Consider the following 21,665-nt stretch of genomic DNA (forward strand, 5'->3'; position numbering starts at 1 on the left):
ATTTGCTCATGGCTCCATTCTCTCAAGTGAGGGAGCCTCCGCGAAACCCGGGGCGGTTCAGCCAGATTTGTGGGTGACAAACAGGTAGCGATGCTTGGTGGCGCCGGGCACAGTGCGTCGCTGACTTACGTACTGCACTAAAATCTCGGTGAGGTAGCTGCCAATTGGGATGGTGCGGCCCTCGGTTTTGGCCACGGGCTGGTTGACGCGTGGGTCATCCTTGGCGTCGTGGCGCCGCCGGATGGTGATTTGTCGTTTCACCTGGTCGATGTCACGGACTTGCAGGCTAAGCGCCTCCCCTTGGCGAATACCTGTCTGGCGAAGTAATTCCACCAGGAGCAGGTTGCGTAATTGTAAATCCGCCCGAAAAGGATTGCGCTCGGCACCGGGCGTAATCAGTTCGTTGAGAATTTGATTGTGACGGCGCGTAAACTCGGCCTCTTTAAAGTCGTCCTTTCTCTGTGTGGCCAAGCCACGATGCCGCAGCAATTGTGCATGCATCTCAGCAATGCCGCCCATACGTTCTTGACTAACGTGGCTGAGGAGGTACTTTGCCAACCACTCGGCAAAGTCAGCGATGTGCGTCAACCGTTTGAAGTGCGTCGGTCCTGCAACGGAAGGGAGAGCGTAGGTGAAACCACGGCGTACTTTTCCCAGTTCAACAACCTTCTGATGGCGTTTTGCTTCTGCTCCGAAGCTTTGCCGGGCGAAGTTACTTAGCAATTCGCACTCCACAACGGACAGGTACTTGCCCGCTAGAAACCGTGCCACCAAGTCAATCTGGTAGTTGCGACAGAAGGCGTAGAACACGTTGACGGCATTCAAGGCGGCATCTTGTGATGCGACCGATAGGCCCGGGTTCCGAATCGTTGAAATGACGAACAGAGCGCTGTAGTCATCTTCCATTCCATGGCGGTCAACCAAAAAAGAGCGCCGCTCCCCGTCGGGGAGCAGCGCTCTTGTGAGTTGGAAGGGAAGGGGTTGGCTTAGAGACATTTTTTCATTCTCTCAGATACCAACCACTACTTCAACATTAAAGACAAGTTAAGAATTCACCAAAATTCCCGCCCAGTAAGGGATATGAGGGTCGTTAAAGACAAACTTGTCTTAACTCTGTCTATTGGCAGCTTTCGCAGTCCGGATTGTCGATGGAGCAGAACTTGGCGTCGGTGGCCGGGGTGTTGTCCACCGCCGCCGGCGCCGCTGCCGGGGCCGCCTGTACCGCATTCAGTTCGCCGCCACGGCCGGTGGATTTCTCCGCCGAGCTGGCGCCCAGGGTGCGCAGGTAGTAGGTGGTCTTCAGGCCGCGAATCCAGGCGTGCTTGTACAGCTCGTCCAGCTTCTTGCCGGAGGCGCCGGCCAGGTACAGGTTCAGCGACTGCGCCTGGTCGATCCACTTCTGGCGACGGGCGGCGGCTTCCACCAGCCAGCGCGGGTCGATCTCGAACGCGGTGGCGTACAGCGCCTTCAGCTCGGCCGGCACGCGGTCGATACGGCCCAGGCTGCCGTCGAAGTATTTCAGGTCGGCGACCATCACCTCGTCCCATAGGCCCAGCTTTTTCAGGTCACGCACCAGGTATTCGTTGGTAACAGTGAATTCGCCGGACAGGTTGGATTTGACGAACAGGTTCTGGTAGGTCGGCTCGATGGAGGCGGACACGCCGATGATGTTGGCGATGGTGGCGGTCGGGGCGATGGCCAGCACGTTGGAGTTGCGCATGCCGTGCTTGGCAACGCGCTCGCGCAGGCGGCTCCAGTCCAGGCGTTCGCTGCGGTCCACTTCCAGGTAGCCGCCGCGCTCGGCGGCCAGCAGGTTGATGCTGTCGTGCGGCAGGATGCCGCGGTCCCACAGGCTGCCCTTGTACGACGGGTAGCGGCCGCGCTCTTCGGCCAGCTCGGTGGAGGCCATGTAGGCGTGGTAGGCGACGGCTTCCATCGACACGTCGGCGAACTCGACGGCGTCGTCGGAGGCATACGGCACGCGCAGCTGGTGCAGGCAGTCCTGGAAGCCCATGATGCCCATGCCCACCGGACGGTGCTTGAGGTTGGCGTTGCGCGCCTTCTTCACCGGGTAGAAGTTGATGTCGATCACGTTGTCCAGCATGCGCAGCGCGACGCGCACGGTGCGGCCAAGCTTGCCGGTATCCAGTTCCAGGCCGGCGGCGCCTTGCTTCAGGTGGCGCGCCAGGTTGATCGAGCCCAGGTTGCAGACGGCGATCTCGTCGTCGTTGGTGTTCAGGGTGATCTCGGTGCACAGGTTGGAGCTATGCACCACGCCCATGTGCTGCTGCGGGCTGCGGATGTTGCACGGGTCCTTGAAGGTGATCCACGGGTGGCCGGTTTCGAACAGCATGGTCAGCATCTTGCGCCACAGCGACAGCGCCGGAATCTGCTTGAACACGCGCAGCTCGCCGCGACGGCCTTTCTCTTCGTAGGCGGTGTAGGCGCGCTCGAATTCCTTGCCGACCAGGTCGTGCAGGTCCGGGCACTCGGACGGCGACAGCAGGCTCCACTCGCCGCCGTCCATCACGCGCTTCATGAACAGGTCGGGAATCCAGTTCGCGGTGTTCATGTCGTGGGTGCGGCGGCGGTCGTCGCCGGTGTTCTTGCGCAGCTCCAGGAACTCCTCGATGTCGGCGTGCCAGGTTTCCAGGTAGGCGCACACCGCGCCCTTGCGCTTGCCGCCCTGGTTGACGGCGACGGCGGTGTCGTTGACCACCTTCAGGAACGGCACCACGCCCTGGCTCTTGCCGTTGGTGCCCTTGATGTGGCTGCCCATCGCGCGCACCGGGGTCCAGTCGTTGCCCAGGCCGCCGGCAAACTTGGACAGCAGCGCGTTTTCCTTGATGCCTTCGTAGATGCCGTCCAGGTCGTCGGCGATGGTGGTCAGGTAGCAGCTGGACAGCTGGCTGCGGCGGGTGCCGGCGTTGAACAGCGTCGGGGTGGACGACATGAAGTCGAAGCTGGACAGCACGTTGTAGAACTCGATGGCGCGGTTTTCGCGGTCGACCTCGTTCAGCGCCAGGCCCATGGCGACGCGCATGTAGAACGCCTGCGGCATTTCGATGCGGGTGCCGTCCACGTGCAGGAAGTAGCGGTCGTACAGGGTCTGCAGGCCGAGGTAGCCGAACTGCAGGTCGCGCTCCGGCTGCAGCGCGGCGCCCAGTTTTTTCAGGTCGTACTCACCCAGTTTTTCATCCAGCAGCTCGGTGGCAATGCCTTTCTTGATGAAGTCCGGGAAGTACAGCGGGTAGTGGCTGTCCATCTCGGCCTGGCTGATGGCTTCGCCCAGGATTTCCAGACGGATGTTGCCCAGCAGCAGGCGCGCGGTCACGTAGTCATAGGCCGGGTCCTGTTCGATCAGCGCGCGGGCGGCGAGGATGGCGGACTTGTTGACTTCTTCTTCCGATACGCCGTCGTAGATGTTCTTTAGCGTCTCGGACAGGATGGCGTCCACGTCGGTGTTGGCGAGGCTTACGCAGGCGGCTTCGATGCTGGCGCGCAGGCGGGCCACGTCCAGCGGCAGCTTGCGACCGTCCTTGCGGACCACGTTGATCTGGATCTGGTGCAGCGCTTCGCCGCGGGCGGCGCGCTCCTGCGAGCGTTGCTCACGGTACAGCACGTAGGCGCGGGCCACGTCGTGCTCGCCGGCACGCATCATCGACAGCTCGACCTGGTCCTGGATGTCCTCGATATGAATGGCGCCGCCTTCCGGCTTGCGGCGCATCAGCGCGTTGACCACGCCTTCGGTGAGCTGGGCCACCTTGTCGCGCAGGCTAGCGGAGCCGGCGCTGTGCGTGCCGAGCACGGCCAGGAAGGCCTTGGTCATGGCGATGGAGATTTTCACCGGTTCGAATGGCACCACCGCGCCGTTGCGGCGGATGGTCTTGTACTGGCTGAAATCCGCCTGCGGCGCGGCGGCGCGGCCCAGTTCGGCGGCGGTTTTTCCGTCAGATATCGTGGTTTGCATAGTCATGTTTCCCTGGTGGTGGGTGGGGTTGTTCGGGTGACCCTGCTGCCTGTCTTGCAACAGCGGGCGGCCTGGGCGGCCGGGTGGGTAGCCTGCGTTGCCCGGGTTGGTTGCAGCCGGCTTTCTGTCGAAAGCCTGTACATGGTTTTGCATAAAACACAATATGTACTGCTGCAGCATGATTGTGGCGCAAATTCTAGTGGTTAAGGCGAGGCAGAACAAGTCTTGACAGATGGCAGGAAGCCGGGAAGCAGCGCCCGTTGCCGGCGTGAGGGCTGCAAGAATGTTTCCGGGGCGGGAGTGCTTGTAACGCCATAGGCGAATGCCGTGCCACAACAAGGGTTTGCTGCGGCGGCGCCTGCTGTCATTTCATTGCAACATCATGGCGATGTGGCATGGATGCGACGCTTTATCCAAGAAAAAGGGCAGCCGCAGCCGCCCGTTGACCACAACATCTGGTGTTTCTGCTTACGGCTTGATCCAGATGAGGCTGGCCATGCGCCCGGTGACGCCGTCGCGGCGGTAGGAGAAGTAGCGCTCGCGGTCTATTACCGTGCACTCGTCGCCGCCATGGACTTCGCTGATGCCGATGGCGGCCAGCCGCTGCCGTGCCAGCAGGTAGATGTCGGCCAGGTATTTATCGTCGCCGATCGGGTTGAATGCCTGCACCGCGTGCACATCGTGCGCAAGGAAGGCATCACGCACCTCGGCGCCGATCTCGAATGCGTCCGGGCCGATGGCGGGGCCGAGCCAGGCAACAAGGTTGGCCGCAGGCTCGTTCATCGCCTGCACGGTGGCTTCGATCACGCCGTTCAGCAGGCCGCGCCAGCCGGCGTGGGCGGCGCCGACCACGCTGCCGGCCCGGTCGGCCAGCAGCACCGGCAGGCAATCGGCGGTCATCACCGCGCACACCGCGCCGGGGGTGCGGCTGAAGCTGGCGTCGGCCTGCGGTGGTGCGCCGGGCGCGACGCCGGCGGCGTCGACCACGGTAATGCCGTGCACCTGCTGCAGCCAGGCCGGTTCCGCCGGCAGCCGTTCGCGCACGCGGGCGCGGTTGGCGGCAACGTTGGCCGCAGCGTCGCCGACGTGGTCACCCAGGTTCAGGCTGGCGTAGGGTGGCGGGCTGACGCCGCCGTCACGCGTCGTGATCAGCGTGCCGACCTTGCCGGCCAGCGGCCAGCCGGCCTCGCGCCACGACAGGTCGACCGGCTGGGCAGGGGTGTCAGCGGATGTAATGGGTTTCCACATCGTAGTCGTCCTCGTCCCAGTCATCGTCGTCGTCTTCCATTGCCGCGCCGAGCGGCGTCTGGGCCTTGGCCTTGTTCAGCTTGATCTCGCGCTCGTCGCGCAGGATGGCCAGCAGTGCCTTCATGTCGTCGGGCAGCGGTGCGCTCCAGCTGTGGGTGGCACCGGTGACCGGATGCATCAGCGACAGCTTGTAGGCATGCAGTGCCTGGCGGCCAAGATTGCGCACCGCTTCGTCGACGGTCTCGCTGCCGTGGTGGCGGGCATTGCCGTACAGCGGATCGCCGGCCAGCGGGTGCTTGGCTTCTTTCATGTGTACGCGGATCTGGTGGGTGCGGCCGGTTTCCAGCTTGCATTCCACGTAGCTGAAGTCGTCGTAGCGTTCCAGTACGCGCAGGTGGGTGATTGCCGGCTTGCCGCCGAAGCGCACCACCGCCATGCGCAGGCGGTTGTGCGGGTCGCGGCCGATCAGGGTTTCGATCTTGCCGTCGTAGGGCACCACGCCGGTGGCGACCGCGCGGTAGATGCGCTTCACGGTACGGGCCTGCAGCTGGCGTACCAGATCGGCCTGTGCCTGCAAGGTCTTGGCAACCACCATCAGGCCGGAGGTGTCCTTGTCGAGGCGGTGCACGATGCCGGCGCGCGGGATGTGCGCCAGCTCCGGGTAGCGGAACAGCAGGCCGTTGAGCAGGGTGCCGCTCCAGTTGCCGACTGCCGGGTGTACCACCATGCCGGCTGGCTTGTTGACCACCAGCAGGTGTTCGTCTTCGAAAATGACCGGGAAGGGCACGTCTTCCGGCACGTAGGACAGCGCTTCCGGTGCGGCGACCACTTCCACGCGCACGATCTCGCCGCCCAGCAGCTTGGTCTTGCCGGGGACGGTCTTGCCGTCGACGCTGACCTTGTCGTCCTTGATCCATTGGGTCATGCGGCTGCGCGAGTAGTCCGGCAACAGCTTGGCGAGTGCAGCGTCCAGACGTTCGCCGGACAGCTCGTACGGTACGGTAAACTGTTTTGCCTCGCCGCCGGGTTCCGCTTCGCCATCCAGGGTGTCGTCGTCCGGCAGCTCGTCGGGATTGATGTCGTGTTCGTTCATGTCTTTGCTGGCGTGAGGTAAATCCGGTGATTTTAAAGGAGTCGGGCGGGATTGTCCCGCGGCCCTTTGTGCACTGCCGGAAACGGTGGGGGTGCGCAAAGTGCTGTTTTGGTTATAATCGACGGCAGTCAAACAAGGACACCTCATGAAAAATAGTTTTGTAGCCTTGCTGGCCGTCGTGCTGATGGCAGGTTGCGCCACGGTGGATACCAAGGATGAAACCCGTGGCTGGACGGTGGAGCGCATCTACGCCACTGCACGCGAAGAGCTGGACGGTGGCAACTATCAGCGCTCGCTGAAACTGTATGAAACCTTGCAGGCACGTTTCCCGTACGGTCGCTATGCGCAGCAGGCGCTGATGGACGAAGCCTATACCCATTACAAGGATGCCGAGCCGGAGCTGGCAATTGCCTCGGCCAACCGTTTCATCCGCTTGTATCCATCGCATCAGAACCTGGACTACATGTATTACCTGAAGGGTCTGGTGTATTTCAACGAGGACAGTTCGTGGATGTCGCGCCTGTCCGGCCAGGACATGAGCGAGCGCGATCCGAAAGCGGCGCGCGAATCGTACCAGGCATTCCAGGAGCTGGTGGCGCGCTTTCCGCAGAGCCAGTACAGCGCAGATGCCACCGAAAAGATGGTGCGCCTGATCAACGCGCTGGGTGCCGGTGAGGTGCACGTCGCGCGCTACTACATGAAGCGTGGTGCCTGGCTGGCGGCAATCAACCGCGCACAGACGGTGGTGAAGGAGTACGCCAATACCGGTCATAACGAAGAGGCGCTGGCCATCATCGTGGTGGCCTACGAGCGGCTGGGCATGAAGGACATGGCGGCCGATGCCCGTCGCGTGCTGCAGCTAAACTTCCCGCAGAGCAGCTATCTGCAGACGCCGTGGCAGGTACGCGAGCAGTCGTGGTGGAAGTTCTGGGGCTGATGCCCTTGCGGCCAACCTTGGCACCAGAAAAAACGGCACCTGCAGGTGCCGTTTTTCATTGCTGTGTCAGCGGTTTATACCGCGTCTTCATTGGTCTCGCCGGTGCGGATGCGTACCACCTGTTCCACCGGGGTGACAAAGATCTTGCCGTCGCCGATCTTGCCGGTACGGGCGGTGCTGACGATGGATTCGATGGCGCGGTCGACCAGATCGTCGGCGATGACGACCTCGATCTTGACCTTGGGCAGGAAGTCGACCACGTATTCCGCACCGCGATACAATTCGGTGTGCCCCTTCTGCCGGCCGAAGCCCTTGACCTCGGTTACGGTCAGACCATTGATGCCGATTTCGGACAGCGCTTCACGTACTTCGTCCAGTTTGAACGGCTTGATGATCGCTTCGACTTTCTTCATTGAAGTAACTCCTTGAATTTTTGCGGGTAAGCGCGTCCGAATAGTGCCGGCCGTCAGGCAAAAAGCAAATTGCGGCCTTATAAAGACAGGGGGTTTCGTGTATTATGACGCGCTTCCCTGATCCTTGTCTTCATTGTTGCGGGTATCCAATGTCGCACGTTCTCAAGCTGCGGGGCGGTGTCGCCCTGTCCCGGTTCCGACTCGATAAACTTCTTGCTGCCGCTCGCGAAGCGGGCCTGCCTGATCTGGCTATCGCGGCAGAATATTGGCACTTTGCCGAAAGCGAAGCGCCACTCTCCGAAGCGCAAGTCGCCGTACTGGAAAAATTGCTGACCTACGGCGAACCACCGCTGGCACAGCCGCCTGCTGGCGATCTTTTCCTGGTTACTCCGCGTCTTGGCACGCTGTCGCCGTGGGCTTCCAAGGCGACCGATATCGCGCGCCACTGCGGTCTGGAGCAGGTATTGCGCATCGAGCGCGGCATTGCCTTCCATGTCGTTGCGGCAACCCCATTGACCGAAGAGGCCCGTCAGCGTCTGGCCGGCCTCCTGCACGACCGCATGACCGAGACCGTACTGCCGTCGCTGGATGACGCCGACCGTCTGTTCGTGCACATCGAACCGCAACCGCTGACCAGCGTCGACATCCTCGGCGGCGGCAAGGCAGCACTGGATGCGGCCAACCTTGACATGGGCCTGGCGCTGTCGCCAGACGAGGTCGATTACCTGGTCGAAAACTTCATCAAGCTGCAGCGCAACCCGACCGACGTCGAGCTGATGATGTTCGCACAGGCCAACTCCGAGCACTGCCGTCACAAGATCTTCAACGCGCAGTTCGTGATCGATGGCGTGGAGCAGGGCAAGTCGCTGTTCCGCATGATCCGCGACACCCACGACGCCCACCCGCAGGGCACGCGCGTGGCGTACAAGGATAACGCCTCGGTCATCGATGGCGCCACCATCGAGCGCTTCTATCCGCAGCCGGACAGCAACACCTACGCCTACAGCGAAGAGCCGACCCACATCCTGATGAAGGTGGAGACGCACAACCACCCGACCGCGATTTCCCCGTTCCCCGGCGCCTCGACCGGTAACGGCGGCGAGATCCGCGACGAGGGCGCCACCGGTCGCGGCTCGCGCCCCAAGGCCGGCCTGTCCGGTTTCACCGTCTCCAACCTGAACATCCCGGGTCTCCAGCAGCCGTGGGAAGCCAGACAGTATGGCAAGCCGGGCCGCATCGCGTCGGCGCTCGACATCATGATCGAAGGCCCGATCGGCGGCGCCGCGTTCAACAACGAATTCGGTCGCCCGAACCTGGCCGGCTACTTCCGTACCTTTGAAGAAGACTTCCAGGGCGAGCGTCGCGGCTACCACAAGCCGATCATGATCGCCGGTGGCCTGGGCAACATCCAGGAACAGCAAATCTTCAAGAACGAGATCCCGGAAGGCGCACTGCTGATCCAGCTGGGCGGCCCCAGCCTGCTGATCGGTCTGGGCGGCGGCGCGGCATCGTCGATGGATACCGGCGCCAACAGCGAAAACCTGGACTTCGACTCGGTGCAGCGCGGTAACCCGGAAATCGAGCGCCGCTGTCAGGAAGTGATCGACCGCTGCTGGCAGCGCGGTGCGGCCAACCCTATCGTGTCCATTCACGATGTGGGCGCCGGCGGTCTGTCCAATGCCTTCCCGGAACTGGTGAACGACGCCGGCCGTGGTGCCATCTTCCAGCTGCGCAAGGTGCATCTGGAAGAAAAAGGCATGACCCCGATGCAGATCTGGTCCAACGAATCGCAAGAGCGTTACGTGATGGCGGTAATGCCGGACGACCTGGCCACCTTCACCGCCATCTGCGAGCGCGAGCGTTGCCCGTTTGCAGTGATGGGCGTGGCTACCGATGACGGCCATCTGCAAGTGCGTGACGATTACTTCGATAACAACCCGGTCGACATGCCGCTGAATGTGTTGCTGGGCAAACCGCCGCGCATGACCCGCGACGTGAAAACCGTGCCGGTGACCACCGATGCGCTGAACGCCGCCCAGTACGACCTGAAAGAATCGGCGTACCGCGTGCTGCGCAACCCGACCGTGGCCGACAAGAGCTTTTTGATCACCATTGGCGACCGTACCGTGGGCGGGCAGACCTGCCGCGACCAGATGGTCGGCCCGTGGCAGGTGCCGGTGGCCGACGTGGCCGTGACCGCGATGGGCTTCAACACCACGCTGGGCGAAGCGATGGCCATGGGCGAGCGCACCCCGGTGGCACTGTTTGACGCGCCGGCTGCCGGCCGCGTGTCGGTAGGCGAATCGCTGCTGAACCTGGCGGCGGCCAACGTGGGCGAGCTCTCCAACGTCAAGCTGTCCGCCAACTGGATGGCCGCTGCCGGCCACGCCGGTGAAGACGCCAGGCTGTACGCCACCGTAAAAGCCATCTCCGAGCTGTGCATCGCCATCGACGTCAGCATTCCGGTGGGCAAGGACTCGCTGTCGATGAAGACGGTTTGGGAAGAGGGCGGCGACAAGAAAGCGGTGACCGCGCCGCTGTCGCTGATCATCTCCGCGTTTGCCCCGGTGGCCGACGTGCGCAAGACCGTCACCCCGCAGCTGCGCGCTGCCGATAGCGCACTGCTGCTGCTGGACCTGGGCGAAGGCAAGAACCGCCTCGGCGGCTCCATCTTCGGCCAGGTATGGAACGACATGAACGGCCAGGCGCCGGACGTGGACAGCGCCGACAAGCTGGCGTCGGCCTTCACCGTCATCCAGTCGCTGGTGGACGACGGCAAGTTGCTGGCTTACCACGACCGCTCCGACGGCGGCCTGTTCGCCACCCTGGCCGAGATGTGCTTTGCCGGCCACCTGGGGGCGCAAGTCGAGCTGTCGATGCTGACCGGCGGCGATGCGGCCAACGTTAACGCCGTGCTGTTCAACGAAGAGCTGGGCGTAGTGCTGCAAGTGGCGGCCGACGACATTGACAACGTGCTGAAGCGCTTCGACATCATGGGCCTGGCGGCCAACGTAGCGGTGATCGGCATGCCGGCGACCGACGGCGTGCTGCGCCTGGTGCACGGTGAAGACGAGCTGTTTGCCCACAGCCGCGTGGCGCTGCAGCAAGCGTGGTCGGAAACCAGCTACCGCCTGCAGCGCCTGCGTGACAACCCGGCTGGTGCCGACAGCGAGTACGCGCAGATCGCCGACGAGGCGTCGCGCGGCCTGTTCGCCGAGCTGAGCTTCGACCCCGAAGACAACCCGGCGGCGCCGTTCATCGCCACCGGCAGCCGTCCGCGCATCGCCATCCTGCGCGAGCAGGGCGTGAACGGCCAGATCGAAATGGCGGCCGCCTTCACCCGCGCCGGTTTCGAGGCAGTGGACGTGCACATGTCCGACGTGATTGCCGGCCGCGTGCAACTGGCTGACTTCAAGGGCCTGGCGGCCTGCGGCGGCTTCAGCTACGGCGACGTACTGGGCGCCGGCGAAGGCTGGGCGAAGAGCATCCTGTTCAACGCGCAGGCGCGCGACCAGTTCGAGGCCTTCTTCGGCCGCGGCGACACTTTCGCGCTGGGTGTGTGCAACGGCTGCCAGATGATGTCCAACCTGTCGGACATCATTCCGGGCGCGCAGTACTGGCCGAAGCTGAACCGCAACGCGTCCGAGCAGTTCGAAGCGCGCTTCGCGATGGTAGAAGTGACCGACTCGCCGTCCATCTTCCTGCAGGACATGATTGGCTCCAGGTTGCCGGTGGTGGTGTCGCACGGCGAAGGCCGCGCGGTGTTCGCCCCGGGCGCGCAGGCGCAGGTGCTGACCGCGCTGCGTTACGTGGACTTCGACGGCCAGGCGACCGAAACCTACCCGATGAACCCCAACGGTTCGCCGGCAGGCATTACCGGCATCACCACGCCGGACGGCCGCTTCACCATCATGATGCCGCACCCGGAGCGTGTGTTCCGCACGCTGCAGAACAGCTGGCATCCGGAAGGCTGGGGCGAGAACGGCGGCTGGTTCCGCATGTTCGCCAGCGCCCGCCGCTGGATCGGCTAAACGTTTTCGGACCACCATGACACCTGCGTCGGCGGGTGTCGCGTTGCCGGGAAAGCCTCTGAGCAATCAGGGGCTTTTTGTTTCAAACGGCGGGCTGCTCAAGTCGGCTTGCCGTATCCGGGGTGAGGATGGTCCCTGGTGCACCAGCTTTTCCACCCGCACCGCGGACAGCTTGTATTCCGGGGCGTGCACCAGCCGGTCGCGCACGCTAGAGGTCAGCCGGTTCAGCAGCAGGTCCGGGTGGTGGAAGCTGGCAAACAGCTGCCCTGCTTGCTGTGCGTCGCTGATGTTCAGCGGCAGCACCGCGCTGCCGTAGCGGCTGTGGATGCGCACGCGTTCACCCGGTTGCAGGCCCAGCCGTGCGGCGTCCGCCGGCGCCATGTCCAGCGTGTCCGACGGCCGCAACAGCGCATTGCGGCCGCGATAGCTCATGGTGCCGGCGTTGAAGTGGGTCAGCACGCGGCCGGTGACCAGCAGCAGCGGGTAGTCGTCATCCGGCTGCTCGCTGCTGGGCAGGAACGGGATGCAGGCCAGCGTGGCGGTCTGGCTGCTGGCAAAGCGCTCGCCGTGCAGCACCGGTGTGCCGGGGTGCTGTTCGTCCGGGCAGGGCCAGTGCAGGCTTTCCTGCGCCAGCCGTGCGTAGTTCAGGCCAGCCCCGGCCGGCCACAGGGCGCGGATCTCGTCCCAGACGGCTTGCGGGTCGGTAAAGTCGAAGCCCGCAGGCTGGCCCATGGCGGCGGCCAGGCGGCAGATGATCTGCCAGTCGGGCAGCGCGTCGCCGGGCGGCGGTACCACCTGGCGGATGTGTTGCACGCGGCGGTCGGCATTCATGAAGGTGCCGTCCTTTTCCAGGAAGGAGGCCGCCGGCAGGAACACGTGGCCGAAGCGGCGCGCGGTCTCGTTGAGGAACAGGTCCTGCACGATGACCAGCTCCAGCTGCGCCAACGAGGCCGCGGTGGCAGCCTCGTTGGCCAGCGTCAGGTAGATGTCGTAGCCCATCGCCCACAGCGCCTTGAGCCGGCCGTCGCGGGCCGCGTCCATCATCTGCAGCAGGTCCAGCCCGCGGCTCTGTGGCAGCGGCGTGCCCCAGTGCGCGGCGAAGCGCTCGCCGGCGTCGGCAAACGACTGCGCGCCGGTCAGGGTGACCGGGTCGCAGCCCATGTGCGCGGCGCCCTGCACGTTGTTCTGCCCGCGCAAGGGGTTGATGCCGCTGCCGGGTTTGCCCAGGTTGCCGCTGAGCAAGGCCAGGTTGATCAGGCACATCACGCCTTCGGTGCCCTGCAGATGCTCGGTGACGCCCAGGCCGTGCAGGCACATCGCCGGGCCTTGCGTCGCGTACAGCCGTGCCGCGGCGCGGATGTCGGTGGCGGCCACGCCGCAGCCGGCGGCGACCCGTTCCGGGGTGTAGTCGCGCAGGAAGTCGGCCAGCTCGGCGTAGCCCGTCACCCGCGCGGCGATGAAATCATGGTCCAGCAGATCTTCCTCGATCAGCGTGGCGGCCATCGCGTTGAGCAGCGGCACGTTGTGGCCGGGGCGCACCGCCAGGTGGACATCGGCCATCGCGGCCAGCTCGGTGTGGCGGGGGTCGATCACCACCAGCCGGGCGCCGCGCCGCACTGCCTGCTTGATGCGGGCGCCGATCACCGGGTGGTTCTCGGTGGGGTTGCAGCCGCACAGCAGCAGGGTGCGCGCCTGCTCGATGTCGTCGAAGTGGTTGGTGGCCGCGCCGGTGCCGAGCATGGTTTTCAGCGCCTTGGCGCTGGGGGTGTGGCAGACGCGGGCGCAGCAGTCGACGTTGTTGCTGCCGATGACCACGCGGGCAAACTTCTGCGCCAGGTAGTTTTCCTCGTTGCTGGCGCGCGCCGAGCCCAGCACGCCGATGGCGTCCGGCCCATGTTGGCCGCAGATGGCCAGCAGGCGGTTGGCGACAAAGCTCAGCGCCTCGTCCCAGCCCACCGGCTGCCACTCGCCGTGCTGCTTGATCATCGGCTGGGTGACGCGGTCGGCGGCGTGGTTGAACTCGAAGCCGTAGCGGCCTTTCAGGCACAGGTGACCACAGTTCACCGGGTGCTGCGCCGGGCGAACCGCCACTACGCGGCCATCGGCGCTGCCGGCGTCCATCTGACAGCCGACGCCGCAGTAGCCGCAGGTGGTGCGTGTCCATTGCTGCGCGGCCGTTGCCGGCTTGTCGAATAGCGCGCCGCTGGGGCAGCTGTCGACGCAGGCGCCGCAGCTGACGCAGCCATCGGCCAGCATGCTGTTGCCGTGCGCGGTGGCGATGCGGGTCTGCTCGCCGCGTCCCCACGTCGCCCACACGAACTGGCCCTGCACCTCGTCGCAGATGCGCACGCAGCGCTGGCAGTGGATGCAGCGGTCCATGTCGACGCCGATGTAGGGATGACTGTCGTCACGGAAGCCGTTGCCGGTCGCCTTGCCGCCGGGCTGAATGTGGTACTGGTGCAGCAGCGCGTGAAAGGGCAACTGGGGATTAGCCATCACGGCGCTGGCCGGGTAGCGCTCGGCCAGCAGTTGCAGATTGCTGTGGCGCAGCGCTTCCAGCGCCGGGGTATGACTGTGCACCACCATGCCGTCTTCGGCGCGGGTGGCGCAGGCTGGCTGGGGCAGTGGCTGACCGTCGATGGCGACCAGGCACAGCCGGCAACCACCGCTGGGAGCCAGCCGCACGTCGTGGCACAGCTGCGGCACCGGACTGCCGGCGGCGGCGAGTGCGTCCAGCAGTAGGGTGCCGACCGGCACGTCATGGGCTTGGCCGTTGAGTATCAGGCGAGGCATGCGCGCAGCTCCTCCGGGTAGTGGCGTTGCAGGGCGTGGACGAACTCGGCCAAGCCGCGGCCGTGGCCGCACAGGCTGGCCTGCGCCAGGTTGTCCAGCAGCGCCCGGCAGCGGGCGCCGTCGATGGCCTGGCCATTCGCCGCGGCGACAAACTGCCGCACCAGCTCGGCGGTGCCGTAGTGGCAGGGGGTGCACTTGCCGCAGGACTCGCGCGCGCCAAAGCGGAACACCTCGGCCATGATAGCCAGCAGCGGCGTGTCGTCGGCAAAGGCGATCACGCCGCCGTGGCCCACGGCGCAGCCGATGGCGTGCAGCGCCTCGTAGTCCAGCGGTGTGTCCAGCAGCGCCGGCGGCACCAGCCCGGCCAGCGGTCCGCCTATCATCAGCCCGCGCAGGCTGCCGTGGCGCAGCCCCAGGCCCAGCTCGGTCACGATGGCGTGCAGTGGCAGGCCGAACGGCACCTCGTACAGGCCGGGACGCTTGAAGCTGGCGTTCAGCGACAGCAGCTTGCTGCCCCGGCTGCGGCCAACCCCCAGTGCGGCATAGGCCGCCGCGCCGTGGCGGATGATCCACGGCACCGCGCACAGGGTTTCCACGTTGTGCAGCAGCGTGGGCTGGCCGTGCAGCCCGTGCGTGGTGATTTGCGGTGGGCGCAGCCGCACCTCCGGGCGCCTGCCTTCCAGCGCATTGAGCAGCGCGGTTTCCTCGCCGCACAGGTAGCTGCCGTCACCGATGTGCAGCATCAGCTCGAAATCCGTCCCCAGCCAGTCGGCGTCGCGTGCCTGTTGCAGCGCGACCTGCAGCACGCGTGCGGCGTGCGGGTATTCCTTGCGCAGGTAGATGACGCCATGGCGGGTGCCTATCGCCTGCGCCGCGATCAGGCAGCCTTCGATCAGGCAATACGGGTCGTCTTCCAGCAGGTAGCGGTCGGAAAAGCTGCCGGGGTCGCCCTCGTCGGCGTTCACCACCAGGTATTTGCGGCTGCCGCTGGCCGCCGCCGCCGCACGCCACTTGCGACCGGCCGGAAAACCAGCGCCGCCGCGGCCACGCAGGCCGCTGTCGTCCAGCGCCTGCAGCAACGCCGCTTGGCTCATGCGGCGCGCCTGCTGCAGCGCCACGCCGCCGCCACGTGCCAGGTAGGCGCCGAAGTCGTGGATGCCGCCGGCCAGCACGTTGTCCAATAGCACGCTGTGCGGCAGCAGGCTGGCGATGTGCGGGCGCACCGGCGCCGCTCCCGGTGGCTGGTGGCACTGGCCGTGGCAGTACAGGCCGCGGTCCTGCCGCTGCGCCGCGCGCCACGCCGCCGGTGCCTGCGCGCGGGCGGCAAAGCAGGCCAGCCCCTGGCAGGGCAGCGCGGCCGGCTCCGCGCCGTGCAGGTGATAGAAACTGTTGACCGCATCCTGACTACCGGCTGGCAACATGGGGCGCTCCTTGTGACGGGGAACGGGTTGGCAGTTCTTTATAGTGCCAAGGCCGGCGCCACAGGAAGGCGAGACTGCGGCGCGCTCAGGAAAGGCCGGCCGGCGCTGCCATTGGCGCGCGGTGATGCTCCGGGTGGGCGGCCGGGCTTGCGTAGCCGGGCAAGGTTGGCCGCAAGCGAGGTGTGCGTCTCGCCGTCAGTGCCAGCGCCGGCCGGTTAGCGGCGTGGCCGCGCACCGGTCACGGCCAATAAAAACGCCAGCGCTGGACGCCGGCGGGGAAGGGTGGCGTTGGCGTTCAGGCGTAGAAGCACCTGGCGCACACCGCGTGGTAGCGGGCCTCGTCGCCGATCTCCACCTGCGGCCCTTCCTTGATGCGGCGGCCGTCGCCGTCGCGGCGGATGTGCATGGTGGCCTTGCGGCCGCAGTGGCAGATGGTCTTGATCTCCTCGATGTCTTCCGCCAGCGCCAGCAGCCAGGCGGCGCCGGGGAAGGGCTCGCCGCGAAAATCGCTGCGCAGGCCGAAGCAGATTACCGGCACGTGGCGGGTATGCGCCAGCCGGTGCAGCTGTTGTACCTGCTGCGGACTCAGGAACTGCGCCTCGTCGATCAGCACGCAGGCGATGCCGGCGTAGTCCGCGGCCAGAAAATCGAAATGGTCGTCGTAGGTCAGCGCGTCGCGCTGGATATTGAGGCGCGAGGTGATCTTGCCGACGCCGAAGCGGTCGTCGATGGCGGCGGTATACAGCCGCACCGTCTTGGCCATCGATTCGTAGTTGTTGGCGATCTGTAGCAGTTGCGTGCTTTTGCCGCTGTTCATTGCGGCGTAGCGGAAGAAGAGTTTGGCCATGATGAGCTGAAGGCAGGTAAGCCCGCCATTCTAGCGCAGGCTGAACACTGTGTTGCACGGCGGCGTGCTGACGTTAACGTCAGTCGCGCGTTATGATCGCATGCTGCAATGCAACCAGATACCGGAGCCCACGATGGAAAAAATCCTGCCACTGCTCGACACCCGCCGCATCAGCATGCGCTGGGGCGATATGGACGCGGTCGGCCATCTCAACAACACCTGCTACTTCCGCTACATGGAGCAGATCCGCGTCGAGTGGCTGGACGACATCGGCTACCCGATCGACCCGCAGGGCATCGGCCCGGTGCTGGGCAGCACCAGCTGCGTCTACAAGCGCGAGATGACCTATCCGGCGACGGTGCTGATCAGCATCGAGGTGGAAAAGGTTGGCCGCAGCAGCCTGAAGCTGCGCCACCATTTCAGAGTCGAGGGTGATGCCGAGACCGTGTACGCGGTGGGCGAGGCGACGCTGGTGTGGGTCGATTACCAGGCCGGCAAGACGGTGTCGATTCCGGAGCCGATCCGCGAGCGATTGCGCGCCGTTGGCGCCGACGCCTGAACGGCGGGCAGGCTCAGCCGGCGACCAGGTTGAGCCACAGCCCGATGCCCAGCCCCAGTAGCATCACCACGAAGGTCGGCAGGCAGCGCAGCGCCAGCAGGCGGCCGCCGAGACTGGAGATCAGCCCGAACTTGAACAGGGTGTTGCTGGCGATGGCGATGCTGATCGCCAGCAGCGTCGGCATCAGCGCCAGCTGCTGCTTGCCCAGCATTTCCAGCGCGGTCAGGGTGATGGCGTCGACGTCGTTGAGGCCGGAGATCAGCGCGATCACGTACACGCCGCGCTGGCCGAACAGGTCGTTCAGCCACGCGCTGCACACCAGCACGATGGCGAATACCAGCGCGAAGCTGAGCGCCAGTTTCAGCTCCGCCGGGTTGCTCAGCTGCAGCGCCGGCGTCTCGTGTTGGTCATTGGCGGCATGGCGCGGGCGCAGCATCACCGTTAACAGGCCGAGCAGCAGCGGCGGTGCCATCAGCAGGATGGCGCCTTCCAGCGCCGCCGGCGCCACGGCCATGATGATCAGCGCCAGCCGCACGAACAGCACCAGGTTGGCGAGCAGGATCACCCGCGCCGACAGCGCCACCGAGGCCGGGTTGTCGTGCGCGGCGCGGGCATAGACCAGGCTGGTGGCGGTGGTGGAGACCAGGCCGCCGAGGATGCCCAGCACCGGCGTGCCGACGCGCTCGCCGAGCATGCGCACGGCAAAGTAGCCGGCGAGGCCGACGCCGACGATCAGCACCACCATCAGCCAGACCCGGTACGGATTGAGGGCGGTGTAGGGGCCGAAGCCCTGATTCGGCAGCACCGGCAGCACGATGAAGGTGAGGGCGGCGAACTGCAGCAGCGCCAGCAGGTCGCGGCGGTCCAGCCGCTGGCTGATGCCGCTCAGCTCCGGTTTCAGGTACAGCAGGCCGGTGACGATGATGGCAATGGCGACGGCCAGTTCTTCCAGCCCGTTGGCCGACAGCAGGCCCAGGCCGTAGGCCAGCAGTAGCGCGACCACGGTAGTGGTGCGCGGTTCGTTCTCCTCTGTCTCGCGGCCCAGCGGCAGGAAGCCGAGACTGGCGACCACCAGCAGCCCCAGTGCCGGCAGCAGCCAGTTCGCGCTGCCGTGCTGCGCCAGTAGCGCCAGCAGACAGCCGAATACCGAGGTCATCGGGAAGGTACGGATACCGGCCAGTGCGCGCTTCTTGCGTTCGCGCTCCACCCCCATCAGCAGGCCGATGCCGAGGCTGGTCACGATGGCCGGCAGCGCGGCATACGGCGAATCGGCCAGTGACAGCCAGCTGCCCAAGTCCCAATTGCTCATGTGCACGCCCTCCGGCGATACGGGTTACTGCTCCAGACGGGCGGCGATGGCGGCTTCGAGGCCGGCGGCGTCGAGGCCGCAGCCGGCCAGCAGCACAGCCGGGTCGCCGTGCTCGACGTAGTCGTCCGGCAAGCCCAGATGCAGCAGCGGCACCTGAATGTTGGCCGCAGCCAGCACTTCGCCACAGGCACTGCCGGCACCGCCCATGATGGCGTTTTCCTCGACGGTGACGATCAGCTCATGGCTGGCGGCCAGCTGCAGCACCAGTTCGGCGTCCAGCGGCTTGACGAAGCGCATGTCGGCGACGGTGGCGTCGAAGGCCTCGGCCGCCTGCAGCGCCGGCGTCACCATGCTGCCGAAGGCGAGGATGGCTACCTTGCCGGCACCCTGGCGGCGGATGTGGCCGCGGCCGATCGGCAGCGCGCTCATCTCGTGCTGGATGTGAGCGCCGGGGCCGGTGCCGCGCGGGTAGCGCACCGCGCTCGGGCCGTCCAGCGTGAACGCGGTGTACAGCATCTGGCGGCATTCGTTCTCGTCCGACGGTGCCATCACCGTCATGTTGGGGATGCAGCGCAGGAAGGACAGGTCGAAGGAGCCGGCGTGGGTCGGACCGTCGGCGCCGACCAGACCGGCGCGGTCGATGGCGAACACCACCGGCAGGTTTTGCAACGCCACGTCGTGGATCAGCTGGTCGTAGGCGCGCTGCAGGAAGGTGGAGTAGATCGCCACTACCGGCTTCAGGCCGTCACAGGCGAGGCCGGCGGCAAAGGTGACCGCGTGCTGCTCGGCAATCGCCACGTCGAAGTAACGCTGCGGATATTCTTGCTCGAAGCGCACCAGACCGGAGCCTTCGCGCATCGCCGGGGTGATGCCGACCAGGCGCGAATCGAGCTTGGCCATGTCGCAGATCCAGTCGCCGAACACCTGGGTGTACTGTGGTTTGCCGCCGCTCTTGCTGCCGGAGAGGCCGTTGGCCGGGTCGAACTTGGTCACGCCGTGGTATTTCACCGGGTCGTTCTCGGCCAGCTTGTAGCCCTGACCCTTCTTGGTGACGATGTGCAGGAACTGCGGGCCTTTCAGGCTCTTGATGTTGTTGAGGGTATCGGTCAGTACGTCGATATCATGGCCGTCGATCGGGCCGATGTAGTTGAAGCCGAACTCCTCGAACAGCGTGCCGGGGGTGAAGAAACCCTTCACGTGTTCTTCCACCTTGCTGGCGATGTCGCGCAGTGGCGGGGCGATGCCGCCCAGCACCTTGTTGGAGCCCTGGCGCACGGCGGCGTAGAAGCGGCCAGACATGATCTTGGCCAGGTAGTTGTTCAGCGCGCCGACATTGGGCGAGATCGACATGTCGTTGTCGTTGAGGATCACCAGCAGGTTGGTGTCCATCGCGCCGGCGTTGTTCAGTGCCTCGAACGCCTGGCCGGCGGTCATCGAGCCGTCGCCGATGATGGCGATGCAGCGGCGCTCGATGCCCTGCAGTTGTGCCGCAACCGCCATGCCCAGCGCGGCACCGATCGAGGTGGACGAGTGGCCGACGCCGAAGGTGTCGTATTCGGATTCGTCGCGCTTGGGGAAGCCGGCGAGACCGCCCTGCTGGCGCATGGTGTGCATGCGCTCGCGCCGGCCGGTGAGGATCTTGTGCGGGTAGGTCTGGTGGCCGACATCCCACACCAGACGGTCGTCCGGGGTGTTGAACACGTAGTGCAGGGCGACGGTCAGCTCCACGCTGCCGAGGTTGGAGGCGAAGTGGCCGCCGGTCTTGCTCACCGATTCGACGATGAATTCGCGCAGCTCGCGCGCAAGCTGCGGCAGGTCGCCGCGTTTCAGCTGGCGCAGGTCCGCCGGGCTGTGGATGGTGTCGAGCAGTGTGGTCATATTGTTGTTGTGTTGTGTTGTCGTTCAGAACGAGCGGGCGACGATGTAGTCGGCCAGCTGTTTCAGACGCGCGGCCTTGTCACCAAATGGTGCCAGTGCGGCCTGCGCGTCGTTGTAGAGTTCGCGGGCAAACTGCTTGGCTTCCTGCAGGCCCATCAGGCTGACGTAGGTCGGCTTGTCGTTGGCCTCGTCCTTGCCGGCGGTCTTGCCGAGGGTGGCGGTGTCGGCCTCGACATCCAGCACGTCGTCGACCACCTGGAATGCCAGTCCCATGCGCTTGGCGAAATGGTCGAGGCTGTCGATCTGTTCGGCGCTCAAAGGTTGGCCGCACATGGCGCCGAGCAGTACCGCGGCGCGGATCAGCGCGCCGGTTTTCATGCAGTGCATGAATTCCAGCTCGGTCTGGTTCAGGCTGCGGCCAACACTGGCGAGGTCGATGGCCTGGCCGCCGGCCATGCCGGCGTGGCCGGAGGCCTGTGCCAGCAGTCTTGCCATTGCCAGTTGCTGTGCGGCATCCACGCCAGGTAACGGGGTGGTGATCAGCTCGAAGGCCAGCGTCTGCAGGGCGTCGCCGACCAGCAGCGCGGTGGCCTCGTCGTAGGCGACGTGACAGGTCGGCTTGCCGCGGCGCAGCACGTCGTCGTCCATGCACGGCATGTCGTCGTGTACCAGCGAGTAGGCGTGGATCATTTCCACGGCACAGGCGACGCGGCCAAGGTTGGCCGCATCGGCGGCGACCAGCTCGCCGGCGGCGAAGGCCAGCAGCGGGCGCACGCGCTTGCCGCCCTGCAGCGTGCTGTAGCGCATCGCCTGGTGCAGTTGCTGCGGGGCGCGCTGTTCGTCCGGCAGTGCCGCTTCCAGTGCGTTTTCGACGTATTGCTGGGTGGCGGTCATCCAGCCGACAAGGTTTTCATTGCTCATGGCTGATGTCCAGTGGCTTGAGTTCGCCGTTTTCCAGCACCCGCAGTTGTTGTTCGGCATCGGCCAGTCTGGCCTGGCAGAACTTCATCAGTTCGATGCCCTGCTTGTAGGAGGCGAGTGCCGCATCCAGCGGCATGTCACCGCTTTCCATTGCCTGGATGATGTCTTCCAGTTGTGCCAGTGAGCTTTCGAAGCTCGCCGGCGCCTTGGCGGATTTGGCCATTACCTTGTTCCTTGTGCAGTGT

The 21,665-nt window shown here is 65.4% G+C and carries 15 protein-coding genes; 3 read left to right on the top strand and 12 right to left on the bottom strand.

Features of this window, described 5'->3' with window-relative positions; genetic code table 11:
• Positions 1-57: 57 nt before the first annotated feature.
• The 4 genes from IE083_RS00005 to rluD form a co-directional block, all read right to left on the bottom strand.
• Positions 58-906: a tyrosine-type recombinase/integrase gene (locus tag IE083_RS00005; protein WP_189351593.1), complete on the bottom strand. Its 849-nt coding sequence runs from the start codon at positions 904-906 to the stop codon at positions 58-60.
• A gap of 211 nt (positions 907-1,117) precedes the next feature.
• Positions 1,118-3,976 carry a ribonucleoside-diphosphate reductase subunit alpha gene (locus IE083_RS00010; protein WP_268245102.1) on the bottom strand — a complete coding sequence of 953 codons (2,859 nt, stop codon included), beginning with the start codon at positions 3,974-3,976 and terminating at the stop codon, positions 1,118-1,120.
• Positions 3,977-4,438: 462 nt separating this feature from the next.
• Complete coding sequence (gene pgeF / locus IE083_RS00015) at positions 4,439-5,218, bottom strand: peptidoglycan editing factor PgeF (protein ID WP_189351594.1); 780 nt, start codon at positions 5,216-5,218, stop codon at positions 4,439-4,441.
• Positions 5,193-6,311: a 23S rRNA pseudouridine(1911/1915/1917) synthase RluD gene (gene rluD, locus IE083_RS00020; protein WP_189351595.1), complete on the bottom strand. Its 1,119-nt coding sequence runs from the start codon at positions 6,309-6,311 to the stop codon at positions 5,193-5,195. Before rluD ends, pgeF begins: the two co-directional genes overlap by 26 nt.
• A gap of 145 nt (positions 6,312-6,456) precedes the next feature.
• Between rluD and IE083_RS00025 the strand changes: the two genes are divergently transcribed.
• Entirely contained in the window at positions 6,457-7,248 is a 792-nt protein-coding gene (locus IE083_RS00025; protein WP_189351596.1) for an outer membrane protein assembly factor BamD, read from the top strand.
• Between the two features lie 74 nt (positions 7,249-7,322).
• Here IE083_RS00025 and IE083_RS00030 read toward each other — a convergent pair whose 3' ends face one another.
• Positions 7,323-7,661, bottom strand: coding sequence for a P-II family nitrogen regulator (locus IE083_RS00030; RefSeq protein WP_189351597.1), 339 nt, complete (start codon positions 7,659-7,661; stop codon positions 7,323-7,325).
• 149 nt (positions 7,662-7,810) lie between these two features.
• On the opposite strand from IE083_RS00030, the gene purL reads away from it, so the two are divergent.
• On the top strand, positions 7,811-11,692 hold the full coding sequence (gene purL / locus IE083_RS00035) for a phosphoribosylformylglycinamidine synthase (RefSeq protein ID WP_189351598.1): 3,882 nt from the start codon (positions 7,811-7,813) through the stop codon (positions 11,690-11,692).
• Between the two features lie 66 nt (positions 11,693-11,758).
• On the opposite strand, the gene fdhF is transcribed toward purL, so the two are convergent.
• From fdhF to IE083_RS00050, 3 genes are all read right to left on the bottom strand, one after another.
• The gene (gene fdhF, locus IE083_RS00040; protein ID WP_189351599.1) at positions 11,759-14,485 is read right to left on the bottom strand and encodes a formate dehydrogenase subunit alpha; all 2,727 of its coding nucleotides are present in this window, start codon (positions 14,483-14,485) and stop codon (positions 11,759-11,761) included.
• A complete protein-coding gene (locus tag IE083_RS00045) occupies positions 14,473-15,906 on the bottom strand; it encodes a complex I 51 kDa subunit family protein (RefSeq protein WP_189351600.1) in 1,434 nt (477 codons plus the stop codon). Before IE083_RS00045 ends, fdhF begins: the two co-directional genes overlap by 13 nt.
• Before the next feature lie 295 nt (positions 15,907-16,201).
• On the bottom strand, positions 16,202-16,753 hold the full coding sequence (locus IE083_RS00050) for a thymidine kinase (RefSeq protein ID WP_189351601.1): 552 nt from the start codon (positions 16,751-16,753) through the stop codon (positions 16,202-16,204).
• A gap of 133 nt (positions 16,754-16,886) precedes the next feature.
• On the opposite strand from IE083_RS00050, the gene IE083_RS00055 reads away from it, so the two are divergent.
• On the top strand, positions 16,887-17,312 hold the full coding sequence (locus tag IE083_RS00055) for an acyl-CoA thioesterase (protein ID WP_189351602.1): 426 nt from the start codon (positions 16,887-16,889) through the stop codon (positions 17,310-17,312).
• A gap of 13 nt (positions 17,313-17,325) precedes the next feature.
• Here the strand turns inward: IE083_RS00055 and IE083_RS00060 are convergent, their stop codons facing one another.
• Genes IE083_RS00060 through IE083_RS00075 form a run of 4 tightly spaced genes read right to left on the bottom strand, consistent with a single transcriptional unit; the run spans position 17,326 to position 21,643 of the window.
• On the bottom strand, positions 17,326-18,621 hold the full coding sequence (locus IE083_RS00060) for an MgtC/SapB family protein (RefSeq protein WP_189351603.1): 1,296 nt from the start codon (positions 18,619-18,621) through the stop codon (positions 17,326-17,328).
• Positions 18,622-18,645: 24 nt separating this feature from the next.
• The gene (dxs, locus tag IE083_RS00065) at positions 18,646-20,499 is read right to left on the bottom strand and encodes a 1-deoxy-D-xylulose-5-phosphate synthase (RefSeq protein ID WP_189351604.1); all 1,854 of its coding nucleotides are present in this window, start codon (positions 20,497-20,499) and stop codon (positions 18,646-18,648) included.
• A 24-nt stretch (positions 20,500-20,523) separates the two neighbouring features.
• Complete coding sequence (locus tag IE083_RS00070) at positions 20,524-21,420, bottom strand: polyprenyl synthetase family protein (protein ID WP_189351605.1); 897 nt, start codon at positions 21,418-21,420, stop codon at positions 20,524-20,526.
• Entirely contained in the window at positions 21,410-21,643 is a 234-nt protein-coding gene (locus tag IE083_RS00075) for an exodeoxyribonuclease VII small subunit (protein WP_189351606.1), read from the bottom strand. Before IE083_RS00075 ends, IE083_RS00070 begins: the two co-directional genes overlap by 11 nt.
• Positions 21,644-21,665: the final 22 nt, after the last annotated feature.

This window comes from Vogesella fluminis (assembly GCF_014652335.1).
GTDB classification, from domain to species: Bacteria; Pseudomonadota; Gammaproteobacteria; order Burkholderiales; family Chromobacteriaceae; genus Vogesella; species Vogesella fluminis.